The following is a 14,239-nucleotide window of genomic DNA, read 5'->3' on the forward strand; positions in this document are numbered from 1 at the left end:
AATCATGAAGTATTTATACAAAATAATAAGTGCAATTTTTTTGGTGGTTTTGATTTCCTGCAGCGAAGAAAAAATTGGTGAATCTGAATTTGGAACAGTGACAGGAAAAGTAGTCAATAGTGATACATTTGAACCAATGGAAAATGTCAAAATAGTATCAAGTCCGACAACAAGTACCGTTTTTACAAATGCTGAAGGAAAATTTACAGTTTCAAATATAAAAGTCGGAGAATATTCTTTTCAAGCTCAAAAAGAAGGTTTTGTAGCAAAATTTGAAGCAGTTAGTGTTACAGCAAATAATACCTCTGAGATTGTATTTGAATTAAGCAAATCGACAGTAAATAACAAACCTCCAACAGTTCCAGCGTTAACTGCGCCAGTAGACAATAGCACAAGCCAGCCAGTAAATGTAGAATTAGCTTGGACTGTAACCGATCCTGATAATGATGCTATGACCTATACCATCAATCTGAGAAATGATAAAAATAGTGTTGTAGCAGTTTTTGCAGATATAAAAGAAAAAAAACTGGCGCTTACAAACCTTATATATGGGGCAAAATATTATTGGCAGGTTTCTGTAAGTGACGGAATAAACACACCTGTTTTGAGTGCGATAAGTTCATTTACAACCGTAGCTTTCCCGTCGACACGATATTTATTTGTAAAAAATATAAATGGAAATAATGTGATTTTTACAGCAGACGATGCCGGTAAACAATACCAATTAACAAGTTCTGAGAAAAACTACTGGCGTCCGAGACGAAATAATAACGCTCGAAAAATTGCATTTATAGGAACAAACGGTTCTAAAAATGATATTTACACCATGAATTTTGACGGATCAGATATAAAGAAAGTTACAGGTTCTATTCCGATTGCAGGCTTTAATGCAGATTATTTAAGCTATTCTTGGAATGCTTCTGGAAGCGAATTTATTTATCCGAATTTTGATAAATTGTATCGAATAAAAAGTGATGGAAGCGGAGTTGCTAAGATATTCCAAACTCCAAATGGTAAATTTATTTCTGAATGCGATTGGAGTGCCGACGGAAGTAAAATAGCACTCAAAGTAAACGATATAAACGGATATGGTGTAGAAATTTATGTTATAAATCCGTCTGGAGTTGTACAAACACAAATTTTAGCAGCGTTGCCTGGCGCAGTGAGTGGCTTAAATTTTTCAGTCTCAGGCTTAAAATTAGTTTATACAAGAGATGTATCAGGATTTGAAAACAGTAATTACCGCCAATTAGATTCTAGAATATTTGAATATAATTTTGTTTTAGGAAATTCATACGAAATAGCCACAGAAAAAATATCAGGAACAAACGACTTAGATGTTCGTTACTCTCCAAATGAGGCCGAATTGATTTTTATGAATACCTCTAACGATGGGCTCTCAACTAAAAATTTTCTAAAATCTGGAATTGGAATTAAAGACTCTAGAACGACATTATTTTCAGGAGCTTCAATGCCTGATTGGGAATAAAAACAGCAAGCCAAAGCTTCATAACCAATTTTATTTGAGAAGATCGGCAGGAGATAAACTTCTGCCGATTTTTTTTATCAATCAAATAATCGAATAAGGCAAAGAATTAAAAAAAGGGATTATCTTTGCACCACATCAACACAAACTAATTTTCATGAGTTCAGATTCTAGCAAAAGATATGCACAAAGAGGTGTTTCGGCATCAAAAGAAGACGTACATAACGCTATAAAAAATATTGACAAAGGTTTATTTCCGCAGGCATTCTGTAAAATTGTTCCTGATTATTTGACCCAAGATGAGGAACACTGCCTTATTATGCATGCTGATGGAGCAGGTACAAAGTCGTCTTTGGCCTATATGTATTGGAAAGAAACTGGAGATCTTTCAGTTTGGAAAGGAATCGCTCAAGATGCCTTAATCATGAATATTGACGATTTATTGTGTGTGGGTGCAACAGACAATATCTTACTTTCTTCGACCATTGGAAGAAATAAAAATTTAATTCCAGCCGAAGTTATTTCTGCAATCATTAATGGAACCGAAGAATTAATCAACGAATTAAAATCTTTTGGCGTAACGATTCACTCAACAGGAGGAGAAACTGCTGATGTTGGAGACGTCGTTCGTACCATTATTGTAGACTCAACTGTAACGGCACGTATGAAACGTTCAAATGTTGTAGACAACGCTAATATTAAAGCTGGAGATGTAATTGTTGGTTTAGCTTCTTTTGGACAGGCTTCTTATGAAAAAGGCTATAACGGAGGAATGGGAAGCAACGGATTAACATCTGCACGTCATGATGTTTTCGGAAAATATTTAGCTAAAAAATATCCAGAAAGTTATGATGCAGCAGTTCCAGAAGAATTAATTTATTCAGGACAAGTAAATTTAACCGATGAGGTAGAAAACAGCCCTATCAACGCTGGGCAATTAGTTCTTTCTCCAACAAGAACTTACGCGCCAATTATCAAAAAGATTTTAGATAAATATACTCCAAAAGACATTCACGGAATGGTACATTGCAGCGGCGGAGCACAAACTAAAATTTTACATTTCGTAAAAGATTTACACGTTATAAAAGACAATTTATTTCCAGTGCCGCCATTGTTCGAATTAATTCAAGAACAATCAAAAACAGATTGGAAAGAAATGTATCAGGTTTTCAACTGCGGTCACAGAATGGAGCTGTATGTTCCAGAAAATATAGCACAGGATATCATTGAAATCTCAAAATCTTTCCATGTAGACGCACAAATCGTAGGTAGAGTAGAAGCATCAGACGCTAAAAAACTTACCATTACAAGCGAATACGGAACATTTGAATATTAAAAATATTGTGAACCGTATAAGTTATATAAGTTCATTTTAAAACTATACGCAGCTTAATTGAACTTAAGTTAAACGCGCTTAAACTAAAATTTATTTATATAACTTATATGGTTTTAAAAAAAAACACAACGATTATGTACGAATTACTTTTTTGGAGATATCTAGACGAAATTTACCTTAACAATCAGGAAGTTTATGAAGCTCTTCTTGAAAAAGAAGAAGTAGAAGGTCTTGCTGTTCTTCAAACTGAAGTAATCGTAAACAGAATTAATTCTGTTTTTTCAGACTGGGAAAGAATCGATGAAAACAGCTGGAAAAATCCAAAAGGAAAAGGAGCATTTCAAGTTATTACTACACCACAAAGCATCAAAATAGACTGCTACGGAACAGAAGGCAAAACCATGAATAAATTGGTAGATGTTATGGAAGAGTTTAAACTGCCACTTTACGATCCGCAGGTTCCAGAACGTTATGATGAAATGAGTGAATAAATTTTTTGTTTAAAGTTTCACGTTTGAAGTTTAAAGTTTAAAGTTTAAAGTTTAAAGTTTAAAGTTTAAAGTTTGGTGAAACGAAATCCTAATTTATTCATTCAGAAAGATCCAGAGGCTCGGGAAATATTGTAGGACCGGATTTTAATCCGGTTTTTTATATAAAATACCCAAATGAAAAAAGAGCCAGCGGCTCGACCCATTTTTTCCAGTTTTAATATTATCCGTTCCTACGGAACTTTTAATTGGAATTTGGAATTTTTTTATTGAAATTTAACCCTATCCATCCTTCAAAATCAAATCTTGTTCTTTTCTGAGTTTGATAACCAATTGATCTACATACGTTTTTATTTTCTGCGGAAGCGTATTCCAATTCTGATCTTTTTTAAAACTTCTGCAATCGTCTAACACACATTCGGCAGCACGAATCACGTATTTTTTATTTTTATAAACCGTAATAATTTTTACGCGTCTTATTTCATCATATTCTGTTTTTGTTCCATAAACGATTACAGGATCAATATAGCCGTCGTTATCAAGATCTTTTGTACTGCAATATTTTGTCCAAAACCAAATAGTAGTTTCCTTCGGGTTATAATCTTCTAATAAATCATTAATTCTCCATTTTTCCAAAAATCCGCCATGGTCATTTATCACACAAACAGCTTGTATTTTGGTATTTAAAGTGTCTTTTTTAGAAATTATTTTCTGATTTTCTCCTAAAACTAAATTATATACACCGCCTTTATCACTGAATTCAAATGCTCTGTAAATTGGAAAATCAGTTACGCCTTCAAGTTCACGTTGTGCAATTTCCTGTTTAGTTAATCGATGGCTTTCTGTTTTTTGAGAAAAGAGGAATGATGAAGACAAAGAGAGTATTAAAAAAAAGTAATTTTTCATGAAAGGCCTGAATTTTATAAATCAAAGATATTTAAAACCTTTTAAAAGCATTGCAATTTTATGTTTTTTAAAAACAGTTTTTGTTGTAATTTTCTGAACTATTAATTATTTGAAAAATTGCCAATGAATATTTTACACAAATCTGTTTTTATTATTGTTTATGGATTTTTAGCACTTGTTTTTTCAACAAATATAAGTGCTCAGAAAAAGGGAAATTCGCTTAAGAATTTAATCCAATATGTCGATCCAATGATTGGAACAGCAAAAATGGGGCATACGTATCCTGGTGCAACAGTGCCTTTTGGAAGTGTGCAATTAAGTCCAGAAACCGACACGATAGCTTACAGTTTAAACGGAAAATACAACGGAGAAGTTTACAAATATTGTGCAGGATATCAATATGAAGATAAAACTATTGTAGGATTCAGTCATACCCATTTTAGCGGAACGGGACATTCCGATTTAGGCGATTTCTTAATTATGCCGACGACAGGAAAACTGCAATTGAATCCAGGTGTAGCATCAAAACCGTTGTCAGGTTATAGATCGGCATTTTCACATTCTACGGAAAAAGCAGAACCCGCTTATTACAATGTTTTATTGGAAGATCATAAAATTAAAGCAGAATTGACGGCAACAACCCGCGTGGGAATGCATCAATACACTTTTCCAAAATCTAATGAGGCGCATATTATTCTAGATCTAACTTCAGGAATTTACAATTACGATAAAAAGAATGTATGGACATTTGTTCGTGTAGAAAACGATACTTTAATAACAGGTTACCGTCAGACCAATGGATGGGCGAGAACCAGAACAGTTTATTTTGCGATGTCATTCAATAAACCGATTAAAAGTTACGGACAAGCTGCACAAGAAAAAAGTGTTTACAGAGGTTTTTGGGGGAGATTCGATCAAACGAAAAATTTCCCTGAAATGGCAGGACAAAACTTAAAACTGTTCTTTGATTTTGATACCAATGAAGGCGAAAAAATTAAAATAAAAATGGCTTTATCGCCGGTAAGTTCAGCGGGAGCTTTAGAAAATATGAAAAAAGAAACTCCGGACTGGGATTTCGAAAAAGTAAAAAAACAAAGTCAGGAAGTTTGGAATAAGGAATTGAATAAAATTCAGATCGAAATCATTCAAAAAGAAGATTTGGTAAACTTTTACACCGCAATGTATCATGCCTTTCTAGGTCCGACAGAATACATGGATTTGGATCGAAATTATAAAGGTTTGGATATGAATGTTCATAGAGCAGAAAACTTTACCAATTATACCAGTTACTCGCTTTGGGATACATATCGTGCTTTGCATCCATTATTTAATATCGTACAGCCAAAACGAAACGCCGATATGGTAAGTTCTATGCTCGCTCATTCAGATCAGAGCGTTCATAAAATGCTGCCAATTTGGTCACATTATGCCAACGAAAACTGGTGCATGATCGGTTATCATTCTGTTTCTGTTGTGGCAGATGCCATTGTAAAGGGCAATATTTCTTTTGATGCAGAAAAAGCGCTTCAGGCCTGCGTAAATACCGCAAAAGTTCCTTATTACGATGGCTTAGAATATTATATGAATAAAGGTTATGTTCCAGAAGATAAAAGTGGCGCTTCGGTTTCAAAAACCTTAGAATACGCTTATGATGACTGGACAATTGCACAAGCCGCAAAGAAATTAGGAAAAACTGACATTTATAATGAATTCATCAATAGATCGAAAAATTATAAAAATGTGTATGATGAGAAAACAGGTTTCATGCGTCCGAAATTGAATGACGGAACTTTTAAGAAAGAATTTGATCCGTTAGATACGCACGGACAAGGTTTTATTGAAGGAAACTCTTGGAACTACAGTTTATATATTCCACAAGATCCTGTTAGTATGATTAATTTAATGGGTGGAAATGAAAAATTCAAAGTTCGTTTAGATTCGTTATTTAACATGCATCTTCCTGATAAATATTTTGAAAACACAGAAGATATTACCAGAGACGGAATTATCGGAAATTATGTTCACGGAAACGAGCCATCGCATCACGTAGTTTATTTATACAATTGGACAGATTCTCCGTGGAAATCGCAAGATAAAATTAGAATGATTTTGAAAAAAATGTACCGAAATGGAGCTGATGGTTTAGGCGGAAATGACGATTTCGGCCAAATGAGCGCTTGGTATATTTTCAGCAGTTTAGGATTTTATCCAGTCGCTCCAGGTTCTGACGAATACGCATTGGGAAGTCCGCTATTGAAGAGCGCTGTTTTAAATTTAGAAAACGGGAAAACTTTTGAAGTTGCAACAGTGAACCAATCGGATAAAAATGTCTTTGTTTCCAAAGTGATTTTAAATGGAAAAGAACTTTCTAAACCATTCTTAAAACATGAAGATGTTATGAATGGAGGGAAAATTACCTTTTATATGAGCAGTAAACCTAGAAAATAGTAAAAAAAAGTCTTAGTCCCTAGTCCTTAGATTTAACAGCTAAGGACTAGGGACTAAAAACTTAGGACTTCTTCAAAATTCGAGAAATTTGTGAAATTCGTGGCGAAAAAAAAGCGAAATTTGCACTCTAAATAAAGAAACGAAATATGAAAATAAATCTAAAATCAGGAATTGATAAACTGCTTTTCGGAATGAAGCAGAACGACGTAACCGCTGCTTTAGGAAAACCTGATAAAAACTATAAAGACGAAGACGACAATGTTATTTTTGTTTACAATGCATTGAAAGCAAGATTGACATTCTACCAAGAAGAAGATTTGAAATTGGGTTACATTGTAGCATCTAGCAATGATCTAGAAGTTTTCGGATTCAAATTAATCGGAAGAAAAATTGCTGATGTAAAGAAAGATTTCGCTGCAAAAGGAATTACAAAATACAATCAGGAAACTTTTGATACTTTCGAAAATTACTTCAACGAAGACAATTGGTTTATCCTTCAAACAGAATTTGATGAGGTTGTGAAGTTTGAAATTGGAGCTATCATCAACAGTAAAGATGAATTTGACTGGAAATTTCCTGTGAAGAAATAAGTATAGTTTGTCATCCTGAGGAAAGAAGGATCACACTAGCTGATTGAAAGATTTTTTGATATCCTTTGAGGAATTTCTGGTGCGATCCTTCGTTCCTCAGGATGACAAAAATGAGAATCACTTTACCAAAGATAAAACGTAAAAAAAACCGACAATCACTTGTCGGTTTTTTTACGTTTTAAAAAGAAATTATCCTTTTAACCATGCATTTTTAAGTTTCTCTTTTGAAGCATCTGTAGCTTTAAAAGTTTCAGCTTCTTCGTATGGTAATTTTACAGTTCCTTTTACAGTTTCTTCTTTAGTGCCACGTTTAACTTTTAAAGTAATTGGATCGTTTTCTTTCCAATTTTCACTTTCTGTGATCAAATCGTAAATGTTATCTAAGTTGTATGATTTGTTGTTTACCGCTAAGATTTTATCTCCACCTTTTAAATTCAGGCTTTTAAAGAATTCAATTGATTCCGATTCAGGACGAACAGCAATTTCTTTTGTTGCTTTGTCAATAGTAATATTAGGAGTTTGTCCTTTAATAAACGGATTTCCAGCTTTTTTCTCCATTGCTTTTGTTACACCAACTTTAGCTAAGTAGAAATCGTAAGGAATTGGAGTAGTTCCTGCAACATATTTATTTAAAAATTCACCAACTTCAGGATACGTTAACGAAGTAATTTTTGCAAATAATTCGTTGTCATTAAATGGTTTTTCAACTCCGTATTCATCAGATAATTTATGCATTAGATCCAAAATTCCTCTTTCGCCATTACTTTTTTCTCTAATGATAATATCAATGCACATTCCAATTAAAGCACCTTTTTGGTACACATTTAAATATTGGTCTTTATAAGGCTGTTCTAATACATTTTTACTCATTACCGTAAATGACATCGTATCATTTAGACCTTTTGCCTGCTCAATTTTATCAGCAATACGAGTATAGAATTCTGCTTCGTCAATCAAACCTTGATTAATTTGGAAAAGATTAGCAAAATATTCGGTTACACCTTCATACATCCATAAATGCTCAGACATTTTTGGCGCGTTGTAATCAAAAAACTGAATTTCTTTTGAGTGAATAGTTAATGGCGTTACAATATGAAAAAATTCGTGAGAAACCACATCTTTCATAGATTCAACCAATTTTTCTTTAGGCATAGATTCTGGTAAAACTACTGTGGTAGCAGTTGGGTGTTCTAAAGCTCCAAAACCGTGTGCATCGTCTTTTGCCATGCTTGACAAGTATAAAAGCACTGTATATTTTTTAGTAGAGTTTATCTTTCCTAAAAAGTTTTTCTGTGCTGTCATCATGGTTTTCATTTCTGGAGTAATACTTTCAGCAGTATATTTTCCAGTAGGAGAGTACACAGCAATTAAGATATCCATTCCGTTTACATTAAAAGTAGTGTAATCTGGTTTCGAATACATAATTGGGTTTTCTACCAAAACAGCATAACGAGAAGTTGTAAAAGTGTCAGATGTATTGCTTGCATCTTGATCTGTCATAGAAGTAGCGCCCCAAAGTGTCTCAGGATGCGTAATGGTAACTTTGTACGGAATATCTAATTTGTCTTGAAAATACCCTACAAATCCATGTGTATTAACCATGAAATTTTTTCCGGCATCGATGTTTGTTCCTGCTGGAGAAAAAACGTCATCATTTCCAAATCCAGTTCCTTTTTCAGTATCAAAACTATCATTTACCAAGTAAGTGATTTTTTTTAAGGCTTTTGCGTTCGAAATAGACCAAGAATTATCGTCTAATCTTTTTACCGTAAGCAAATTTCCTTTGGCATCAAATGCTTTAAAGTCTTCTGAAAATTTTCCGTAATTATCTGTTGAATATGTACCTGGAACGGTTTTAGGAATGCTGTACACAATTTCCTCTGTTTTGATAGCAGGAGGAGTAACGGTTACTAAAACCTTATCGTCTTTAACATCGGTTAAATTGATATTAACTTCAACTATATTGCTTTTTGCGGTCCCCGTGCTCCCTGTTTTACAGCTCCAAAAAGTCACCGCTAGAGCTAAGGTGTAAAGTATTTTTTTCATTTGTATATGTTTAGTTAATTGTATTTGTCACAAAAAGCATTAAAAAGTTACTAAAAAATCACATTAAATTTAAAGATAAAAAAAAACTCCTGAAAAACAGGAGCTTTATATTAGTCTAATTTATTTTTGATATAATATTTTCCATCCAAATCTTCATCAAAATCATCTATTTTTACTGGTTTTGGTTTTGGTTTGTTTGCAACTGCCTTCTTTTTCCACATCTCAAATTTTTCAAGAGGCATTTTCTTTTTCATGATTTCCAAGACTTCTTTCTCTGCTAATCCAAATTCTTTTTTTATAATTTCAAATGGATTTCTTTCTTCTAAAGCTAACGAAACAAGTTTTTCAGTTTGTTCCCAAGTTAATTCTTTGCGGCTACTCTTTTTCATCTCGTGAAAATTAATTCAAAATAGGGTGTTAATGATTAATAGATTGATTTTCAATTCTAGTATCAATATTATAAAAAAAAATAATACGTTGGTTCAGTAAAGTGCAATTTTTTTAATGATTTTAGTTGTTTTTGAAGGATCTTGATTTTTGAAATGGAATTTTTAATAGATTCTTTAATTGATTGTTTTCTTCAGGCAACATGTGAGTATCTACACCATATACCAGCTGTTCTTTGGGTAAATAAGTAAAGGTGCCAAAAAGCCTGTCCCAAATAGAAAAAATATTTCCATAATTGCTATCTGTATAAGGCATAACATAATGATGATGTACTTTATGCATATTCGGAGAAACAATAAAGTAACTTAAAAAGCGATCCAGTTTTTCTGGAAGTGAAATATTAGCGTGATTAAATTGTGAAGCAATAACCGATAACGACTGATAAAGAAAAACCATCCACATTGGAGTTCCAACAATCAATACGCCCAAAGTGGTAAAAGCAAAACGCACAACACTTTCTCCTGGATGATGTCTGTTTGCTGTTGTAGTATCAATCCAAGTGTCGGTGTGATGCACTAAATGAAACTGCCACAGAATTTTTACTTTGTGTTCTACTAAATGAGCCAAATAAGCTCCAATTAAATCCAAAAGCAGTAAGCCAAGAATGGTATAAAGCCAAATAGGCATTTGCGGAAGCCATTGCAGAATTCCGAAATTATGATCGACAGCCCAAGCGGCAGTTCGTATTAAAATAAAGGCTAAAATAAAATTGACGACAATTGTAGTAAACGTAAAAAAGAAATTTATTCCAGCATGAGGCCATTTTCTGTACTGCATTTTAAATAATGGAAAACTGTTTTCGATGAGCCAGAAAATAGTGATACCGCCAACAAGTATTAAGCTTCTATGTGACGAGGGAATTGTACTGAAATAAGAAATGATATCATTCATAATATTACAGAGTTTTGATTCAAATTTAATTAAATTGATAAAACTGTAATTTTATTTTTGATAATTTTTTAATGTAACTGGTTGTGTTTTGTACTTTTTGTTTGATGGTAAAATAAAAAAAGCAGAAAATTATAATTTTCTGCTTTTTTTATAGGATAATATTTTAAGATTGCTCTTCAGTTTTCGTATTGTTCTGCAGTAAAGTTTTATAAAGTAAACCTGCTACAACGGCACCAAGAATAGGAGCGACCCAAAACAACCAAACCTGAGAAAGTGGTTGTCCACCTACAAAAATAGCCTGAGATAAAGATCTCGCTGGGTTAACAGAAGTATTTGTAATTGGAATACTAATTAAATGAATTAAAGTTAGCCCTAAACCGATTGCAATACCACAGAAAGGAGTATTTGACAATTTATCTGTTGCTCCTAAAATTATTAGTATAAAGAATAATGTAAGTACAAATTCAGCTATAAAACAGGCTTGTAGCGAATAACCATCAGGAGAAAAGGCACCGAAGCCGTTAGATGCAAAAGCTCCAGCTTTTGTATTGTCAATACCAAAACCAGCTTTTCCAGAAGCAATTGTATATAACGTTCCAGCCGCAGCTATAGCACCTACACATTGTGCAATGATGTACGGAAGAAGATCTTTGGCAGAAAACCTTCCGCCGGCCCATAAACCAAAAGATACAGCCGGATTAAAATGTCCGCCCGAAATATGACCAACGGCATATGCCATCGTAAGAACTGTTAAACCAAAAGCAAGAGCAACACCCGCAAACCCAATTCCTAAATTTGGAATACCTGCAGCAAAAATAGCGCTTCCGCATCCACCAAAAACAAGCCAATAAGTTCCGAAGAACTCTGCAAATAATTTTTTCATAATAAAATAATTTAAATGGTTAATGTTAGAATGTATATTGGAAAGCCCAATAAATTAAAACAATTTGTAAGGGCAAACGTACAAATAAAATCCATCTTGGTAAACCAAAACCTGCTTTTTTATTTTGAAACATGTACAAATTGGCAGGGAAGACAGCAATTAATAGCATTATTATTCCCCAGGCAGCAAAATGTGTTGTAAAAGGCAGGATTAGAAAGATGCCTAAAATAATCTCGGCGGCACCACTTAAAAAATTTATTAATTTGGGGTTTTTAAATGCGGGTGGAATGATTTTTATGTACATTCCAGGTTTTCTAAAATGATTTATTCCGGCAAGAATATATAAAGAAGCCATTAAATACAAATGCCAAGGTAGAATCATGATAAATCGTTGTTTATCACGAAATTATAAAAAAATTAACAATTATTGCATTACAGATCTTATTTTTTTAAATAATGCTTGTTTAAGGTTATCTTTTACGCTTGAAATTTACATTCATAATAATTATGGCTAATATAATAAGTACAATACCAACCCATTGAGAAAAGATTACTTTTTCATTTAGTAAAATATAGGCCATCATCACAGAAACGGGCAGTTCAAGTGCAGAAACAATGCTGCCTAATCCGATTCCCGTTAGCGGAAAACCTGCAGTCATTAAAAGGGGCGGAATAATAGTTCCAAACAAAGACAATACAATTCCCCATTTTAAGAATATCTCTAGATTGAAAGCCGTTACCTGAGTTGCAAAAGCAAATGAAAAAACAATAACTGCACCACCCAAAAGCATGTAAAGACTTCTCTGTGCTGATGAAATTTCCGTAGCAACACTATTGGCAGTAAACATAGTTGTAGTAAAAGAAGCTGCCGCAAGCATTCCCCAAAGAAGACCTCTCCAATCTAATTCGATGTCATTATTGATAATATTAGTAGCTAAAACAGTTCCAAAAAGCACGATGCATACCGCAATGACTTTTTGTTTAGAAGGAAGTTTTTTTTCTAAAATCATTTCAAGCAAAACTCCCATCCAAACAGTTTGCATCAATAAAACGATTCCGATAGAAACGGGTATGTACTTTACAGCCAGATAATAAAATAAGCTCGTCATTCCTAATGAAGTTCCCGCAAGCATTAAATTGAAGATATTTTTAGGAGATGCTTTTACAGCACTATTTTTATTTTTAATACGCTGAAAAAGATTGATTAAAAGAATGCCTAGAATCCCGTAAATAAATTGTGAAGTCGTTACCTCTGCAGTTGTGTATCCTTCTGTGTAAGCCATTTTTACAAAAGTAGCTAGCATTCCGTAAGTAGTTGCTCCCAAGGCAACAAGAAAAACACCCTTTAATACATTATTTTGCGACGTCATAAATTATCTGTTTAAAAAAAATTAGCCGGCAAAGGTAAGTTATTTTGTTTAGGATTTCATCGTACTATGTTGAAAATAGTAATTTAATGACAATAAAAATCAATTTTGAAGTCTTGAATTGGGAATTATTTAAAAAATGAAAATACCGAAAAAGAGAAAAGCCATCAAAAATAATTCTGATGGCTTTTTGTTAGTAAAGAACAAATGGTTCTATCTATTAATTATTTAGGCTGATTTTGGTAGGTTTCAATTTCAAAAATCAAAGTTGAATTTGGAGGAATTACACCGCCAGCACCTTTTTCGCCATAAGCTAAATTAGAAGGCAAGAAGAAAGTTGCTTTTTCTCCATCTGTCATCATATCTAGCGCTTCAATAAAACCAGGAATCATTCCTTCTTTTTTACCAACTGTAAAAGGAAAAGCTTTGTAGCCGCCTTGAGCATCTCTGTTGGCATCATATTTTCCGTATACTTTTACTACTGGAGCCATGCTGCTGTCAAATAAAGTTCCGTCTTCAAAATATCCAGCATAATGGAAATAGATTGTAGAGCCTTCAGCACCTTTAACGCCAGTTCCTTTTTGTATAACAACATACTTTAAACCTGTAGCAGTTGCTGTCGCTTTTGCTTTTAAGTCTTTAAAATAAGCCGCTTTAGCAGTCACTACTTTTTTAGCTTCTTCTTTTTTTGCAGCCTCTTTTTTTACGTCGTCGCTTAAAACTTTTAAAGGATCAAATTTCTTTGCTGCAGCACCTTTGCGAGTAATCACAATTTTTGTCATTACATCATCTTGAACAATTTTATTCACATTATCCATTCCAGAAACCACATGACCAAAAATAGTATGCTTTCCGTTTAACCAAGGAGTGTCTTTGTGTGTAATAAAAAATTGACTTCCGTTTGTTGCCGGACCAGAATTTGCCATTGCCAAAACACCGCCTTTTTCAAATTTTAAATCGTCTACAAATTCATCTTTAAAAGAGTATCCTGGACCTCCAGAACCATTTCCGTCTGGATCTCCACCCTGAATCATAAAGTCATTAATTACTCTATGGAATTTTAATCCATTATAAAAAGGTTTTCCTTTATAAGTCGCCTTTACATTAGGGTTTGTGCCTTCTGCCAAAGTGATAAAATTGGCTACAGTAACAGGAGCTTTTACATATTCTAGTGATAAAACGATATCTCCTTTTGTAGTAGAGATTGTTGCAAAAATTCCGTCGCCAGGATTAGCCGCAACAGCTGCTTTACTTGTAGGTTTAGCTGCTGGTTTTGTGGCAGGTTTTTTAGTTTGTGCTTGAATATTTATTACTGCTAGGCAGAATAAAAAAAGAAATTTAAACTTCATTA

Annotated in this window: 13 protein-coding genes; 5 read left to right on the forward strand and 8 right to left on the reverse strand. The window is 33.5% G+C overall.

Annotated elements, in window-relative coordinates:
* The first annotated feature begins 4 nt into the window (after positions 1–4).
* From EG814_RS04165 to EG814_RS04175, 3 genes are all read left to right on the forward strand, one after another.
* Positions 5–1,489 carry a carboxypeptidase regulatory-like domain-containing protein gene (locus EG814_RS04165; protein ID WP_125719228.1) on the forward strand — a complete coding sequence of 495 codons (1,485 nt, stop codon included), beginning with the start codon at positions 5–7 and terminating at the stop codon, positions 1,487–1,489.
* A gap of 154 nt (positions 1,490–1,643) precedes the next feature.
* Positions 1,644–2,822 (forward strand): AIR synthase related protein, encoded by a 1,179-nt coding sequence (locus EG814_RS04170; RefSeq protein WP_125719230.1) that lies wholly within the window; start codon positions 1,644–1,646, stop codon positions 2,820–2,822.
* 134 nt (positions 2,823–2,956) lie between these two features.
* Positions 2,957–3,313 carry a hypothetical protein gene (locus EG814_RS04175; RefSeq protein ID WP_125719232.1) on the forward strand — a complete coding sequence of 119 codons (357 nt, stop codon included), beginning with the start codon at positions 2,957–2,959 and terminating at the stop codon, positions 3,311–3,313.
* Between the two features lie 279 nt (positions 3,314–3,592).
* Here the strand turns inward: EG814_RS04175 and EG814_RS04180 are convergent, their stop codons facing one another.
* Positions 3,593–4,216 (reverse strand): M949_RS01915 family surface polysaccharide biosynthesis protein, encoded by a 624-nt coding sequence (locus EG814_RS04180; RefSeq protein ID WP_125719234.1) that lies wholly within the window; start codon positions 4,214–4,216, stop codon positions 3,593–3,595.
* 123 nt (positions 4,217–4,339) lie between these two features.
* Between EG814_RS04180 and EG814_RS04185 the strand changes: the two genes are divergently transcribed.
* Positions 4,340–6,664 (forward strand): GH92 family glycosyl hydrolase, encoded by a 2,325-nt coding sequence (locus EG814_RS04185; RefSeq protein ID WP_125719236.1) that lies wholly within the window; start codon positions 4,340–4,342, stop codon positions 6,662–6,664.
* Positions 6,665–6,810: 146 nt separating this feature from the next.
* The gene (locus EG814_RS04190; RefSeq protein ID WP_125719238.1) at positions 6,811–7,254 is read left to right on the forward strand and encodes a hypothetical protein; all 444 of its coding nucleotides are present in this window, start codon (positions 6,811–6,813) and stop codon (positions 7,252–7,254) included.
* A 189-nt stretch (positions 7,255–7,443) separates the two neighbouring features.
* Here EG814_RS04190 and EG814_RS04195 read toward each other — a convergent pair whose 3' ends face one another.
* From EG814_RS04195 to EG814_RS04225, 7 genes are all read right to left on the reverse strand, one after another.
* Positions 7,444–9,300 (reverse strand): M61 family metallopeptidase, encoded by a 1,857-nt coding sequence (locus EG814_RS04195; RefSeq protein WP_125719240.1) that lies wholly within the window; start codon positions 9,298–9,300, stop codon positions 7,444–7,446.
* Positions 9,301–9,410: 110 nt separating this feature from the next.
* Positions 9,411–9,689, reverse strand: a complete 279-nt coding sequence (locus EG814_RS04200; RefSeq protein ID WP_125719242.1) for a DUF2805 domain-containing protein — start codon at positions 9,687–9,689, stop codon at positions 9,411–9,413.
* A gap of 121 nt (positions 9,690–9,810) precedes the next feature.
* The gene (locus EG814_RS04205) at positions 9,811–10,638 is read right to left on the reverse strand and encodes a sterol desaturase family protein (protein ID WP_125719244.1); all 828 of its coding nucleotides are present in this window, start codon (positions 10,636–10,638) and stop codon (positions 9,811–9,813) included.
* 163 nt (positions 10,639–10,801) lie between these two features.
* Positions 10,802–11,521 carry an aquaporin Z gene (aqpZ, locus tag EG814_RS04210; RefSeq protein WP_125719246.1) on the reverse strand — a complete coding sequence of 240 codons (720 nt, stop codon included), beginning with the start codon at positions 11,519–11,521 and terminating at the stop codon, positions 10,802–10,804.
* 25 nt (positions 11,522–11,546) lie between these two features.
* Positions 11,547–11,903 carry a DoxX family protein gene (locus tag EG814_RS04215; RefSeq protein ID WP_125719248.1) on the reverse strand — a complete coding sequence of 119 codons (357 nt, stop codon included), beginning with the start codon at positions 11,901–11,903 and terminating at the stop codon, positions 11,547–11,549.
* Positions 11,904–11,991: 88 nt separating this feature from the next.
* Positions 11,992–12,891 carry an EamA family transporter gene (locus EG814_RS04220; RefSeq protein WP_125719250.1) on the reverse strand — a complete coding sequence of 300 codons (900 nt, stop codon included), beginning with the start codon at positions 12,889–12,891 and terminating at the stop codon, positions 11,992–11,994.
* Between the two features lie 221 nt (positions 12,892–13,112).
* Positions 13,113–14,237 (reverse strand): peptidylprolyl isomerase, encoded by a 1,125-nt coding sequence (locus EG814_RS04225; protein ID WP_125719252.1) that lies wholly within the window; start codon positions 14,235–14,237, stop codon positions 13,113–13,115.
* Between the last annotated feature and the right edge of the window lie 2 nt (positions 14,238–14,239).

The sequence above is a fragment of the Flavobacterium ustbae genome (assembly GCF_003946915.1).
GTDB classification, from domain to species: domain Bacteria; phylum Bacteroidota; class Bacteroidia; order Flavobacteriales; family Flavobacteriaceae; genus Flavobacterium; species Flavobacterium ustbae.